Annotated in this window: 14 protein-coding genes; 4 read left to right on the forward strand and 10 right to left on the reverse strand. The window is 66.5% G+C overall.

The window, feature by feature from the left end; genetic code table 11:
• Positions 1-285: 285 nt before the first annotated feature.
• Entirely contained in the window at positions 286-594 is a 309-nt protein-coding gene (locus JNL31_RS18340; protein ID WP_294976523.1) for a hypothetical protein, read from the reverse strand.
• A 189-nt stretch (positions 595-783) separates the two neighbouring features.
• On the opposite strand from JNL31_RS18340, the gene JNL31_RS18345 reads away from it, so the two are divergent.
• Positions 784-1,218 carry a host attachment protein gene (locus JNL31_RS18345; protein WP_294976526.1) on the forward strand — a complete coding sequence of 145 codons (435 nt, stop codon included), beginning with the start codon at positions 784-786 and terminating at the stop codon, positions 1,216-1,218.
• Positions 1,219-1,248: 30 nt separating this feature from the next.
• On the forward strand, positions 1,249-1,533 hold the full coding sequence (locus tag JNL31_RS18350; RefSeq protein WP_294976528.1) for a DUF4389 domain-containing protein: 285 nt from the start codon (positions 1,249-1,251) through the stop codon (positions 1,531-1,533).
• Here JNL31_RS18350 and JNL31_RS18355 read toward each other — a convergent pair.
• From JNL31_RS18355 to JNL31_RS18385, 7 genes are all read right to left on the reverse strand, one after another.
• Positions 1,530-3,356 carry a M3 family oligoendopeptidase gene (locus JNL31_RS18355; RefSeq protein ID WP_294976530.1) on the reverse strand — a complete coding sequence of 609 codons (1,827 nt, stop codon included), beginning with the start codon at positions 3,354-3,356 and terminating at the stop codon, positions 1,530-1,532. The genes JNL31_RS18350 and JNL31_RS18355 overlap by 4 nt on opposite strands.
• A 142-nt stretch (positions 3,357-3,498) precedes the next feature.
• Positions 3,499-4,497 (reverse strand): Gfo/Idh/MocA family oxidoreductase, encoded by a 999-nt coding sequence (locus tag JNL31_RS18360; protein ID WP_294976533.1) that lies wholly within the window; start codon positions 4,495-4,497, stop codon positions 3,499-3,501.
• 46 nt (positions 4,498-4,543) lie between these two features.
• Positions 4,544-5,164 carry a class I SAM-dependent methyltransferase gene (locus tag JNL31_RS18365; protein WP_294976535.1) on the reverse strand — a complete coding sequence of 207 codons (621 nt, stop codon included), beginning with the start codon at positions 5,162-5,164 and terminating at the stop codon, positions 4,544-4,546.
• Between the two features lie 87 nt (positions 5,165-5,251).
• On the reverse strand, positions 5,252-6,004 hold the full coding sequence (pssA, locus tag JNL31_RS18370; protein WP_294976536.1) for a CDP-diacylglycerol--serine O-phosphatidyltransferase: 753 nt from the start codon (positions 6,002-6,004) through the stop codon (positions 5,252-5,254).
• A 3-nt stretch (positions 6,005-6,007) separates the two neighbouring features.
• Positions 6,008-6,700, reverse strand: coding sequence for a phosphatidylserine decarboxylase (locus JNL31_RS18375; RefSeq protein WP_294976538.1), 693 nt, complete (start codon positions 6,698-6,700; stop codon positions 6,008-6,010).
• An 85-nt stretch (positions 6,701-6,785) separates the two neighbouring features.
• Entirely contained in the window at positions 6,786-7,682 is an 897-nt protein-coding gene (rpoH, locus tag JNL31_RS18380; protein WP_294976541.1) for an RNA polymerase sigma factor RpoH, read from the reverse strand.
• A gap of 183 nt (positions 7,683-7,865) precedes the next feature.
• The gene (locus JNL31_RS18385; RefSeq protein WP_294976543.1) at positions 7,866-9,842 is read right to left on the reverse strand and encodes a potassium transporter Kup; all 1,977 of its coding nucleotides are present in this window, start codon (positions 9,840-9,842) and stop codon (positions 7,866-7,868) included.
• Positions 9,843-10,178: 336 nt separating this feature from the next.
• Between JNL31_RS18385 and JNL31_RS18390 the strand changes: the two genes are divergently transcribed.
• Positions 10,179-10,721, forward strand: coding sequence for a DUF4189 domain-containing protein (locus JNL31_RS18390; RefSeq protein WP_294976546.1), 543 nt, complete (start codon positions 10,179-10,181; stop codon positions 10,719-10,721).
• A gap of 58 nt (positions 10,722-10,779) precedes the next feature.
• Here the strand turns inward: JNL31_RS18390 and JNL31_RS18395 are convergent, their stop codons facing one another.
• Both JNL31_RS18395 and JNL31_RS18400 read right to left on the reverse strand, forming a co-directional pair.
• Positions 10,780-11,040, reverse strand: a complete 261-nt coding sequence (locus JNL31_RS18395; protein WP_294976549.1) for a YjhX family toxin — start codon at positions 11,038-11,040, stop codon at positions 10,780-10,782.
• Between the two features lie 305 nt (positions 11,041-11,345).
• Positions 11,346-12,392, reverse strand: a complete 1,047-nt coding sequence (locus tag JNL31_RS18400; protein WP_294976552.1) for an RluA family pseudouridine synthase — start codon at positions 12,390-12,392, stop codon at positions 11,346-11,348.
• Here JNL31_RS18400 and JNL31_RS18405 point away from each other — a divergent pair.
• Positions 12,379-12,723, forward strand: coding sequence for a DUF6476 family protein (locus tag JNL31_RS18405; RefSeq protein ID WP_294976555.1), 345 nt, complete (start codon positions 12,379-12,381; stop codon positions 12,721-12,723). The two genes, JNL31_RS18400 and JNL31_RS18405, sit on opposite strands and share 14 nt — an antisense overlap.
• Positions 12,724-12,734: the final 11 nt, after the last annotated feature.

Genomic DNA, 12,734 nt, shown 5'->3' on the forward strand with positions numbered 1-12,734 from the left:
TTCCTGGACAGTCCTCCCGCCTTGCAGGCCCGCCCGCCGCGCCCTATCTTGAGCCTTGGCGGGTTCTGCTCCTCGCGTGCGGGGCCAATTTTCCAGTGGCCGATAAGCAAGCGAACGGGGGCTGGCTCTGCCCGGATCCTGGTCCGGGTATCTGGCGCCCACCTGAGACCTCTGGCTCTCGGGAAAACCCCGGTCCTCACGGTTGCTGCGGGCCCGCCACCTGCCACCAGGCGCGACCCCGGAGTTTTCGAGAACGCCGGATCGATCTCTTCGAAGGAATCGACGCTAGCGCCGACGCTTTGCAGCCACCGGAACCACCGCGGGCACCAGCACCGGCTCGCGCACGCCGCGCCCGCCCTTCGGGCCGTCCTGCGGCTCCGCCATGCCCATGACGCGGAAGGCGAACTGCACCGCCGAGAAGACGATGCCGTTGAAGACCACCAGCATCGCCACCGCGATCCAGCCGATGTTGGAACTGCCAACCAGATGCCCAAGCCCCGCCACGTCCAGCCAAAGAAGCCCGCCGGTGAAGGCCGCCGAGATGGCAAAGCCCAAGGCCACGGACTGGATGTACAGGCGGACAAGCTTCGGCATCGGCACCTCCATGCTGCACTGCAAAAGGTAGGACGGGGAAACCGGGTTGCCAAGTGCCGCGTTGCAGGGTTGCGCGAATCCGCCGCAGGCACGCGCACCAGGGCGGAAAACGCGGCGCCGTCTGATCAGGATCATGGCGCCGCGCCCTGACCAGGAGCAGACTTGAACAGAAGGCAAGGAGGACTGCCCATGAAACCTGTCGTCACGCTTTACTGCATCGCCGACGAGGCCGGGTTCCGGCTGTTGCGCGGCAAGGGGGCCGAGATCGAGGAAGTGCTGCACGCCAGCGCCGAGGCTTTCGACGATGTCGAACACGAATTCGGGGCACGCGGACGGAACCGCGCGGGCACCGGCGCGACCGGCTTTGGCCATGACACCCGGTCGGCGGCGGAAATCGAGCGTCCGCGCCTGGCGAAGCATGTGGTCAGGGCGCTGGAGGCGGAGTGGCAGAAGGGCGCGGCCGACCGGATCGTCCTGGCCGCCGGGCCGAAGATGCTGGGCGCGTTGCGCGATGCGATGCCGGGGCAACTTGCCGGACATGTCGCGGCGGAACTGGCCAAGGATCTTTCCGATGTGCCCGTCCATGCGCTGTATCCGCACGTCGAAGGCGTGACCAAGGTCTAGGCGGCGATCCCCCGACGAAAGGAGCTACCCATGTCCGACCCCGACCCCCGTGTGCTGCCTGAACCCGGGAAGACACCCCAGGGTTCGATCTGGACGCGCGGCCTGATGATGCTGATCGTCGCGATCCTCATCGGCCTGGCGCAGACGGTGCTGCACGCGCTGACCCTTGTGCAGTTCGTGCTGATGCTGGCCGACAAGGGCAAGCCCAACGCCGAGATCGCCCGCTTCGGTACCCTGCTGGGTGGCTGGCTGGCCAAGGCCGCCGTCTTCCAGACCGCGCAGTCCGAGGTCAGGCCCTGGCCCTTCGAGCGTTAGGCCTCCATCGCCTCCAGTTCGTCGATGAAGCCCGCGATCATTGACAGGCCCTTGTCCCAGAAGGCCGGATCCGACAGGTCCAGCCCGAAGGGGGCCAGCAGGTCCTTGTGGTGTTTCGACCCGCCTGCTTCCAGCATGGCGAAATACTTGTCCTGAAAGTTCGGCAACCCGCCCGCATAGGCCGCATAGAGCGCGTTCACGAGGCCGTCGCCGAAGGCATAGGCATAGACGTAGAAGGGCGAGTGGACGAAGTGCGGGATATAGGCCCAGAAGGTCTCGTAGCCGTCAATGAACTCGAAGGCGTCGCCAAGGGATTGGGCCTGCACGCTCATCCACAGCGCGTTGATGTCTTCCGGCGTCAGTTCCCCTTCGGCCCGGGCGGCGTGCAGCTTGCATTCGAAGTCGTAGAAGGCGATCTGGCGGACGACCGTGTTGATCATGTCCTCGACCTTGCCGGCCAGCAGCGTCTTCTTCTCGGCGGGCGTCTTCGCGCCGTCCAGAAGCTTGCGGAAGGTCAGCATCTCGCCGAAGACGGACGCGGTTTCGGCCAAGGTCAGGGGGGTGGAGGAGAGAAGCTCGCCCTGCCCCGCCGCCAGCACCTGATGCACGCCATGGCCCAGCTCATGCGCCAAGGTCATCACGTCGCGCGGTTTGCCGAGGTAGTTGAGCATGACATAGGGGTGGACCGTGGTCACGGTCGGATGCGCAAAGGCCCCCGGCGCCTTGCCGGGTTTCACGCCCGCGTCGATCCAGCCCTTGTCGAAGAAGGGTTTCGCGAGGTCCGCCATCCGCGGGTCGAAGGCGGCATAGGCCTCGGTCACTGTCTTGCGCGCCTCAACCCAGTCCACCGTCTTCGGGGTTTCGATCGGCAGCGGGGCGTTGCGGTCCCAGACCTGCAGCTTGCCCAGCCCCATCCATTTGGCCTTCAGCCGATAGTAGCGGTGGCTAAGCTTCGGGTAGGCCGCGACGACGGCATTGCGCAGCGCCTCAACAACTTCCGGCTCGACATGGTTCGACAGGTGGCGGCCATACTGGGGTGAAGGCATCTTGCGCCAGCGGTCGTGGATTTCCTTTTCCTTGGCCAGCGTGTTGTGGACCCGGGCGAAGAGCTTGATGTTCTTCTCGAACACCCCGGCCAGCGCCTGCGCCGCCGCCTCGCGCCGCGACCGCACCGGGTCGGTGAGGAGGTTCAGCGTGGCCTCCAGGTTCAGCTCTTCCGGCTCGCCCTCGACGGCGAACATCAGCCCCGCCATCGTCTCGTCAAAGAGCTTGTTCCAGGCCGAAGCCCCGACCACGGACTCATCATGCAAGAACTTCTCCAGCTCGTCCGACAGCTGGTGCGGCCGCATCGCGCGCATCCGGTCGAAGACCGGCTTGTAGCGGGCGAGGTCGGCATTCGCAGCGATCAGCCGGGCCAGATGGTCGTCGTCCAGCCGGTTGAATTCGAGAGAGAAGAACACCAGCGGCGTGGTGGCATTCGTCACCTTGTCCTGCGCATTGCCCATGAACTGGGCGCGTTCGGGGTCGATGGTGTTCTGGTAGTAGCGCAGGCCCGCAAAGGACATCAGCCGCCCGGCGATCACCTCGATCCGTTCGTATTCCCGCACACAGGCCAGCAGCCCCGCTGCGTCCTGACGCCCGAGCCGCCCCTCATAGGTCTTGGCGAAGGCCGCGCAGGCGCGTTCCAGCTCGGCCATGTCCGCCGCAAACTCGGGGCCGTCGGCCGAGGGGTAAAGGTCGCTCAGGTCCCAGTCCGGCAGGTCGCCGAACCCGCCCCCGCTGGCATTGGCGTCGAACACGGGCTGGGGCAGGTCAAGGGTCATCGCGATCTCCGGAAAGCTCTCACATCATCTATGCTGCGACACGGCCCGAGAAAACCCCAAGGCACGCCTCCTCGTGCGACTTCGTCTTCTCGTCGGGTCACGACCCTGCGAGGATTGACGAAGTCATCGACTAGCGGTCCGGTCAGATCTCGACCGCCACGTCGTAGACCCGGTCCATCATGGCTTGCGTGCCGCGCACGAATTCCAGCGGGCAGGGATAGGGCACGCCTTCGCGCACGGTGCGCCCGAAAGCCTCGACCTGCAGCTTGTACTGGTTCGCGGTCGGGAAACGCTCCACCGTCACCCGGTTGCCGTTCTGGTGCAGTTCCACCTCGGCCAGGTCGTTGACGTTCGCGTTGAACGGCCCGCCCTCCAGCCGGATCATGCCCTTGGTCCCCTGGAAGGTCGCGACCTGCCGGTTGTACATCCGCATCGAGGTCATCGAGCCATAGGTGAAGCGGCCCACATGAGGTTTCTTCGGTGGCCCCTCCATCACCGCCGCGACCTGCGCGAAGGTATCCACGCCGTTGTCGCGATGGATGCGGGCCGAGACGTCCACCGGCTCCGCCCCGGTCACGAAGCGCATCGAACCGAATGTATAGACCCCGATGTCGCGCAAGCTGCCGCCGCCCGCATCCGGGCGGTTGCGGATATTGCCCAGGTCGGTGAGGTTGAACGAGAACGCCACGTCGGCATGCACCAGATCGCCGATCTCGCCCGCCTCCAGCCACTCCTTGGCCCGCTGCCATTGCGGGTGGTGGACGATCATGTAGGCCTCGGCGGCCAGAAGCTTCGTCCGGTCGCGGGCGGCGATGATCTGGTCGATCTCGCGCGCCTTCATGGCAATCGGCTTTTCGGTCAGCACATGCTTTCCCGCCGCCAGCGCCTTCAGCGTCCACTCGACATGCATGTGGTTGGGCAAGGGGATGTAGACCGCGTCGATGGACGGGTCCGCCAAAAGTGCCTCATAGGTCGGATGCACCACCAGCGAAGGGCAGAAGGCCTGGAACCCCTCGGCCTTGCCTGCGTCCGAGGTGGCGAGCGCCGCAAGCTCCGCCCCCTCGGCGGCATGGATCGCCGGGGCCATGTGCTCCCGCGCGAAGCGGGCCGCGCCCAGCACACCCCATCTGACTGGTTTCATGATGTCCTCCCCACAGGCTTTGTCGCCCAATAGGTCAGGTTTTGCGCTAACCTTCAACCCGGCGGAAGCGCAGGAAGGTCATCAACCCGAAGGGCCGGACCTGGGCATGCTCCTCCAGCCGCAGCTTCGGATGACCGAGCACCCGGTCGATGGCAAAATCTGCATGCCAGCCCAGAAGGTTGGCCAAGGGCGCGGCCAGCCGTTCGACATGGCCCCAGCCTTCGGCCCGGCCTGCAAAATGATTGGCGATCAGCACCGACCCGCCGGGACGGCAGAGCCGCGCCATCTCGTCCAGCACCCGCTCGGGCTCGGGGACCACGGACATCACATGCATGGCGGCGACATGGTCGAAGCTGGCATCGGGAAAGGCGATCTGCCGCGCGTCCATCTGGTGCAGGCCCGCCAGGTTGCGCAGGCGTTTCTTCCGGGCCTTGAGTTCCGCCTCGCGCAGCATCTCGGCCGACAGGTCGATTCCGGTGACGCGGACATGGGACCCGTAGAAATCCAGCGCGAGGCCGGTGCCGATGCCGACTTCCAGCACCGAGCCGCCCATTGCGTTGACATGCACGGCGGCAAGCTTGCGGCCGCCTTGCGTGATCCGGCCAAAGGTCAGGTCATAGACCGGCGCCCAGCGTTTATAGGACTTCTGGATGGCCTCTACTTGCATACATATGATTCCCTTGGAATTTCCGGAACGGCGACAGTGCCCTCGCGTCCCGGGATTGCAAGCGAAAGGCGAATGCGGCGCCGGAATTCAGCTGACGGGGGTCTTCCGCAGGCTGCGGATCGCCAGCCACAGCACCCCGGCCAGATAGCCCAGGCACAGGATCAGGAGAGTGGTCCAGGGATAGGTCAGCAGCGCCGCCACGACCACCACGGCGCCGACCAGCGCATAGCGCACCAGATCGGTCGCAATGGTGATCCGCTTGAGCGAGGGCGTGCGCACCCGGCTGATCATCAGCGCACCAATGGCCACCATCCAGGCCGCCACCAGCACCGGCGGCGGGTGAAGAACATGGTTCGTCGCGTTCGACAGGTAGAGCGGCGAAAGCACCAGCAGTGCCCCCGCAGGTGAAGGCACGCCGATGAAGCTCGTCTTCTCCGCCGCCTCGCCCGCGCTGGTCTTGGTGCCGACGTTGAACCGCGCGAGCCGCAGCATGCAGCACACCGCATAGACCAGTACAGCGATCCAACCGAGGCTGGTTTCGGGCCTGAGACCCCACAGATACAGCACCAGCGCAGGGGTCACGCCGAAGTTGACGAAATCGCACAGCGAATCCAGTTCGGCCCCGATGGCGCTTTCCGATTTCAGCATCCGTGCCAGACGCCCATCCAGTCCGTCCAGCGCCGCCGCCACGCCGATCAGCAGGACCGCGAGGGTGAAGTTCCCGGCGATGGCATAGCGGATCGCGGTCAGGCCCGAGCAAAGCGCCAGGATCGACACCAGGTTCGGCAGAAGCTTCAGGACCAGCAGCTCACGCGGGGCTTCGTCCGGCTTGCGGGCCATGAGCTATTCCACCCGTGCCACGCGGGCGGGGGCTTCCTGGCCGATCAGCGCGATCACGCTTTCGCCCGCCACCATGGTCTGGCCAAGGGCCACCTGCGGATGCACGCCCTCGGGCAGGTAGACGTCAAGGCGGCTGCCAAAGCGGATCAGGCCGAAGCGTTCGCCGGTGCGGACGCCGTCCCCCGGTTTCTTCCAGCAGACGATGCGGCGGGCGACCAGTCCCGCGATCTGCACCACGGCAATCTTGCGACCGTCCGGCAGCTCTATTGCAAGGGCGTTGCGCTCATTCTCCTCCGACGCCTTGTCGAGCGAGGCGTTGAAGAACTTGCCGGCCCGGTAAGCAACCGCCGTCACCCGCCCGGCGATGGGCGCGCGGTTCACATGGCAGTTGAAGACCGACATGAACACGCTGACCCGGACCAGCGCATCAGGCCCCATGCCCAGCTCCGCCGGGGGCACTGCGCGTTCGATCAGGCTGACCGCGCCGTCCGCCGGGCTGACCAAGAGGCCCGCATTCTCCGGCACCGACCGCTTCGGATCGCGGAAGAAATAGTAGCACCAGACAGTGAGGCCGAGGCCGAGCCAGCCCAGCGGGTCCCATATCCAGAACAACAGAGCCGTCACCACGGCGAAGGCCGCAACGAACTTGTAGCCCTCGGGGTGCATCGGCTTGATGACGGTGTCGATCATACGCATGGGCGTCCTCCTAGCGGTCCCCGGCGGCTGGGGCAAACGAAAAGGCCGTGACCCTGCGGCCACGGCCCCGGTTTTCGACCCCGGCTCAGGCCGGGATCAGCATCCCCTTGCCCTTGGCCAGCTCGCGCATCCTGGCCTGGAGCTTCTCGAAGGCCCGCACCTCGATCTGGCGGATGCGCTCGCGGCTGACGCCATAGCTCTCCGACAGCTCCTCCAGCGTGACCGGATCATCGGCCAGGCGGCGCTGCATCAGCACGTCCTTCTCGCGGTCGTTCAGCACCGCCATTGCCTGCACCAAGAGCGCGCGGCGGGCGTCAAGCTCGTCCTTTTCCTCATAGGCCTCGGCCTGGTCGCTGTCCTCATCCTCCAGCCAGTCCTGCCACTGGGTCGAACTGTCGCCGTCCGAGCCGACCGTCGCGTTCAGCGAGGCGTCCGAGCCCGAGAGGCGGCGGTTCATGTCGATGACCTCGGCTTCCGTGACCGACAGGTCCTTGGCGATCTGGGCCACGTTCTCGGGCCTGAGGTCGCCCTCTTCCAGCGCGCCGACCTTGGCCTTCGCCTTCCGCAGGTTGAAGAACAGCTTCTTCTGCGCGCTGGTCGTGCCAAGCTTCACCAGGCTCCACGACCGCAGGATGTATTCCTGGATCGAGGCGCGGATCCACCACATCGCGTAAGTGGCCAACCGGAAGCCCTTTTCCGGGTCGAAGCGCTTGACCGCCTGCATCAGGCCGACGTTCGCCTCGCTGATCACCTCCGCCTGCGGCAGCCCGTAGCCCCGGTAGCCCATCGCGATCTTGGCGGCCAGCCGCAGGTGGCTCGTCACCATCTGATGCGCCGCATTGGCGTCCTGATGGTCGACCCAGCGTTTCGCCAGCATGTATTCCTGTTCCGGTTCCAGAAGCGGGAACTTCCGGATTTCCTGCAAGTACCGGTTCAAGCCCTGTTCCGGGCTCGGCGCGGGAAGGTTCGTATAGGTGCTCATCATGCCCCCTGTTCTGCCCGGTGCGTCAGCGCCCCCGGGAAGGCGATAACTTATGGTAACTGCCACCTGTCTGCAAGGGCCACCTACCACCCAACGCTTAACGCCAAGTGTAGCTCCGCCCGTCGCGCAGAAAGCGATGTGTCAGGCATCTCACGCGAATGTCAGGAATCCCGACCGATTTCGTCAGATCGCCACCCTCTCGCCCAGTTCCACCACCCGGTCGCGCGGCAAATGGTAGAAATCCGTCGGATCCGCCGCCATCCGGCTCAGCGCGACATAGGCACGGTCCAGCGCCAGCTCCCACCCCCGCCCCGTCGCCACCGCCCGCCTGCGCCCCAGGAAGAAGGTCGAGGCCATCACGTCGAACTTCAGCCCCGCCGCCCGGGCATGGGCCATCGCCCGGCTGACATTCGGCGTCTCCATGAAGCCGAACCGCAGGATCAGCCGCACGAAACAGCCCCCCAGCATCTCGACCGAGGCCCGCTCCTCCGCCGTCGCATAGGGCACCCGCAACGTCTCCACCGTCAGGAGCACCGTCTGCTCATGCAGCACCCGGTTGTGCTTGATGTTGTGCAGGAGCGCCGAGGGCACGATGTCGGGATCGCCGGTCAGGAAGAAAGCCGTGCCGGGGATTACATTGACACTGGAATTCCGCATCATCCGCACGAAGCTTGGCACCGTGACCGCCAGCTTCAGCACCCGCGCCCGCACCGCCTGCGTGCCGCGCCACCAGGCCCACATCACCATCCCGACGACGAAGGCCGCAATGACCGGCACATAGCCGCCGTCATGGAACTTCACCAGGTTCGAGGCGAGGAACACCAGCTCCACCGCCAGGATCGGCGCGACCGCCAGCCCCGCCACCGGAACCGTCAGCCGGCTGCTCCGCACCAGCAGCAGCGTGCCAAGGATCGTCGTCAGCACCATCGTCCCCGTCACCGCGATTCCGTAGGCAGAGGCCAGCGCCGAGGACGATCCGAAGGCGATGACCAGCCAAAGCACGCCCGCCAAGAGCAGCCAGTTGACCGCCCCGATGTAGATCTGCCCGCTCTGCCCCTCCGCCGTATGCAGGATGCGCAGCCGCGGCAGGAAGCCAAGCTGGATCGCGCCGCGCGCCATGGAAAACGCCCCGGTGATCACCGCCTGGCTGGCGATGACCGTCGCCGCCGTGGCCAGCGCCACGAGGATCGGCAGCCCTAACCCGGAGGTCATGGCGAAGAAGGAATCCGCCGCCCGTTCCGGATGCGACAGGATCATCGCCCCCTGCCCCAGATAGTTCAGCACCAGCGCAGGCAGGACCAGCGCGAACCAGGCCAGCATGATCGGTTTGCGCCCGAAATGGCCAAGGTCGGCATACAGCGCCTCGCCCCCGGTCACGGCCAGGAAGACCGCGCCAAGGACGACAAAGGCCACGCCGGGGTGATGCAGAAGGAACGACACCCCCCAGACCGGGCTGAAGGCGCGCAGCACCATCGGGCCGTCGGCGATGTGCCACAGGCCAAGGCCGCCCAGCGCCAGGAACCAGACCACGCAGACCGGGCCGAACAGGGCCGCCACGCTGGCCGTCCCGCGCCGCTGCACTATGAAGAGCGCCACAAGGATGCCCAGCGTCACCGGCAGCACATAGGCGGAAAGCCGGGGCAGGATCAGCCCCACGCCCTCGACCGCCGACAGGACGGAAATCGCCGGCGTGATCGCCGCGTCGCCAGCGAACAGCGCCGCGCCCCCCAGCGCCAGCAGGAGCACCGGCACTGACCGCCTGCCCGCCGCCAGCCGGACCAGCGTATAAAGCGCAAGAATCCCGCCCTCGCCCCGGTTGTCGGCGCGCAAAAGGACGAAAACGTATTTCACCGTGACGATCAGGATCAGCGTCCAGATCAGGAGCGACAGGATGCCCAGTACCTCCGGCGCGCCGGGGCTCACCGCGCCCGTGGCCTTCAGCGCCTCGCGGAAGGCGTAGATCGGCGAGGTGCCGATGTCGCCGTAGACCACCCCGATCGCGCCCAGTGTCAGGGCCGCGACCCCGTGCTTGCGGGTCTCGTCGGTGTGGATGTCATCCGCGCGCGGTTCGGATTTCAGATAGTCGGCGATGTCCAGCGCTTCCTCGTCGAACAGCGGCAGGACGGGCTGGTCGGCCCGGGGAATGGGGTCGTGAATCATGGTTCACCCTTGGGTGTTGATCCGGCTTGGGATGTGAAGGTTTGGGTCGGCTTGTCCGGACATTGACGCATCGCAATCATGCGGGTCTCAATCCGGTTCCCTCCTGGCAGGAGGGGCGCACTTTGGCTCCGATGCCGTTACCGACGCTGAGTCGGCGATGGCGCAACTCATACTCCGATAACGCTCCTGTGACAATATGCTGCACCTGCACGGTGGCCGAATCCGGCTTGGACGCATCGCGAACGGGCAACCTTGGATCGGGTTTTCCCAACCCGACAGCGCGGGTCTTCCGCGCTATGTCCGTCCTGAAACACATGTTTTCGTCAGGACCCCACGATGCGTTCTCTCTCCCTCACCGCCCTTGCCGCCGCCGCTTTCCTCTCGCTCTCGCCCGCCCCTGTCCGCGCGCAGGACATCTACCCCTGCGACGGAGCGGGCCCGGGCGAGGTCATCATCGGGATGGAGCCGAACGGACCCGGCATGCCAGACACCCCGATCTGCCAATATGTGGGAGAGGACGATGGCGGCGATCCCGGCGGCTACTGGGTCGACCAGTATGCCTCTCTGGCCTGGGCACAGGAGGCGAACGGGGAACCGACCTATACCTGGTACGTCAACGCCGCCAGCCAGGCCGAGGCCGACAATGGTGCCCTCGCGCAATGCGCCGCCTCGGGCTTCCGTGACTGCCGCGTCGCGACCTGGGTGGTGAACGGCGCCATCGCAATTGCCGTCGATTCTGCCGGGACGCTCTATTCCGACCACGGCGAGGATGCCCGGCAGGCCGGGAAGAAGGCCCTGCGCGCCTGCAAGCAGCAGGGCGGCAAGGGCTGCAAGGTCGAACAGACGCTGGAAAGCCTGCCCGCTTGGGTCAACGGCTAGGTGGCAACGGCAGCGCAGCACGCTTGCTGGCAAGCGCGCTGTGCCACGCAACCGGGCGTCAGCCCTGGTTGTCGACCTGCGCCCTGACCGACAGCCGCCCCAGCCGCGAGATGCGGTAGGGGCCGCCGCCTTCCGACGCGATCAGCCGTTTCCGGCGCAGGCGCTGGAAGACCGGCATTGTGCAGTCCGACAGGATCAGCCCGTCGCGGGTGATACAGAGGATCGTGTCGACCTTGTTGCCGTGGTTGCGGGTATGGTCGATGCGCCCGCCAAGGGCGAGGACGTGCAGCACGCGCTGCTCGTTCCGGGAGATGTTCATTGGGAAGTCCGAAGTCTGTCGCCATGCCGGACCAGCCGAAGGCAGACGCGCTTCGCCGGTCGTTCATGTCATCCCTGGCCCGGATTGCTCCAGGCGGATGACGTCAGCAGGCTGCCACAGGTCCCGACATAAGGCGCACTCCGGGGGGCCGTCGTGGCCCGTGCGGGATGTTGTATAAGGCGAACCGGCAGGCCGCACAATGGACAGCTTCCCCGCCAACGCATTTCCTAAGATCTGGTAAATGTCCGCGACCAACCCATTGATTTCATGGTGTCCAAAAATCTGTCCACCGTGGACAGCTTTTGTCAGCCCCTCCGCAAGGCCGCGATCAGCCCGGCCATGTCGGCAGGCAGCGGCGCGGAAAACTCCAGCCTCTCCCCCGTCACCGGATGGTCGAACCCCAGCGTCGCCGCATGCAGCGCCTGCCTCGGGAAGCCGTTCCCGACCGCCGCCCCCTGCCCCAGCGCGGCCCCCAGCCGCTTTTTCCCGCCATAGGTCTGGTCCCCCACCAATCCGTGCCCGGCATAGGCCAGGTGGACCCGGATCTGATGCGTCCGACCCGTCTCCAGCCAGCAGTCGACCAGCGCCGCCTGGCCCCCGAACCCCTCCACCACCCGCGCCCGGGTGACGGCGTGGCGGCCCTGGTCCCAGACCACCGCCTGCCGCTGCCGGTCGGTCCGGTGGCGGGCCAGGAGGGTCGCGATCCGCAGGATGCCGCCCGCCTCGAAGCTGATCCCCTTCAGCCCGCGCAGCCTTGGATCGGCGCTGGAGGGCACGCCATGGACCACCGCCAGATAGTGCCGCGTGACCGAGTGATCCTCGAACTGGCGGGCAAGGCCATGATGCGCCCGGTCCGATTTGGCCACCACGAGGAGGCCGGACGTATCCTTGTCGATCCGGTGCACGATCCCCGGCCGCCGCTCGCCGCCGATCCCCGACAGCGTGTCGCCGCAATGGTGGAGCAGCGCGTTGACCAGCGTGCCGGAGGGAGACCCCGGCGCGGGGTGGACGACCATCCCGGCAGGCTTGTCGATGACGACAAGATCGGCATCCTCCCACACCACGGTCAGGGGAATGTCCTCGGGCAGGGTCTCAACCTCGATCGCCGGGTCGAGCCGCAGGGTGTAGACCTCTCCCTCCACCACCTTCGCCTTGGGGTCGGTCACGGCCACCCCGTCGCGGAAGACGGCCCCCTCGGCGATCATCCGCATCAGGCGGGACCGCGACAGCGCCGCTTCCTCTGGCACCGCGGCGGCAAGCGCCTTATCAAGACGGCCGGGGGCGTCCTCGCCGATGGTCACGGTCAGCGTTCCGTCCCCGTCCTCGAAAGGCCCGTTCATGTCGTCTCCCATGTCCGACCCCGCCACGCCCGATGCCTCCGATCCGGTCCTGCCGCCCAGCCTGCGGCTTCTGAAGTGGCTGGTCATCCTGCTGACGCTGTCGATGATCGGGGCCGTCATAACCGTGGTCTGGCTGCTTGTCACCCGGATGCCCCAGTCTTTCGGTGCCCCGGCCCCACAGGTGCCTGCCGGGCTGGCGCTGCCCGAGGGCAAGACCGCCGCCGCCGTGACCTTCGGCCAGGGCTGGACCGCGGTCGTCACAACCGACGAACACATCCTGGTCTTCGGCGCGGATGGCAGGCTGCGACAGGAGGTCACGATCTCGCCCGCACCCGGGCCTTGACCGACCGCACA

The sequence above is a fragment of the Tabrizicola sp. genome (genome assembly GCF_016792905.1).
Classification (GTDB): Bacteria; Pseudomonadota; Alphaproteobacteria; order Rhodobacterales; family Rhodobacteraceae; genus Tabrizicola.

What these genes read in the sequence shown, in the direction of transcription:
- JNL31_RS18345 (WP_294976526.1), top strand. Translation starts at nt 784, where the DNA reads ATGAAACCTGTCGTCACGCTTTACTGCATCGCCGACGAGGCCGGGTTC.
- JNL31_RS18400 (WP_294976552.1), bottom strand. Translation starts at nt 12,392, where the DNA reads ATGGGAGACGACATGAACGGGCCTTTCGAGGACGGGGACGGAACGCTG.
- JNL31_RS18340 (WP_294976523.1), bottom strand. Translation starts at nt 594, where the DNA reads ATGCCGAAGCTTGTCCGCCTGTACATCCAGTCCGTGGCCTTGGGCTTT.
- pssA (WP_294976536.1), bottom strand. Translation starts at nt 6,004, where the DNA reads ATGGCCCGCAAGCCGGACGAAGCCCCGCGTGAGCTGCTGGTCCTGAAG.
- JNL31_RS18385 (WP_294976543.1), bottom strand. Translation starts at nt 9,842, where the DNA reads ATGATTCACGACCCCATTCCCCGGGCCGACCAGCCCGTCCTGCCGCTG.
- JNL31_RS18375 (WP_294976538.1), bottom strand. Translation starts at nt 6,700, where the DNA reads ATGCGTATGATCGACACCGTCATCAAGCCGATGCACCCCGAGGGCTAC.
- rpoH (WP_294976541.1), bottom strand. Translation starts at nt 7,682, where the DNA reads ATGAGCACCTATACGAACCTTCCCGCGCCGAGCCCGGAACAGGGCTTG.
- JNL31_RS18355 (WP_294976530.1), bottom strand. Translation starts at nt 3,356, where the DNA reads ATGACCCTTGACCTGCCCCAGCCCGTGTTCGACGCCAATGCCAGCGGG.
- JNL31_RS18365 (WP_294976535.1), bottom strand. Translation starts at nt 5,164, where the DNA reads ATGCAAGTAGAGGCCATCCAGAAGTCCTATAAACGCTGGGCGCCGGTC.
- JNL31_RS18395 (WP_294976549.1), bottom strand. Translation starts at nt 11,040, where the DNA reads ATGAACATCTCCCGGAACGAGCAGCGCGTGCTGCACGTCCTCGCCCTT.
- JNL31_RS18360 (WP_294976533.1), bottom strand. Translation starts at nt 4,497, where the DNA reads ATGAAACCAGTCAGATGGGGTGTGCTGGGCGCGGCCCGCTTCGCGCGG.
- JNL31_RS18390 (WP_294976546.1), top strand. Translation starts at nt 10,179, where the DNA reads ATGCGTTCTCTCTCCCTCACCGCCCTTGCCGCCGCCGCTTTCCTCTCG.
- JNL31_RS18350 (WP_294976528.1), top strand. Translation starts at nt 1,249, where the DNA reads ATGTCCGACCCCGACCCCCGTGTGCTGCCTGAACCCGGGAAGACACCC.
- JNL31_RS18405 (WP_294976555.1), top strand. Translation starts at nt 12,379, where the DNA reads ATGTCGTCTCCCATGTCCGACCCCGCCACGCCCGATGCCTCCGATCCG.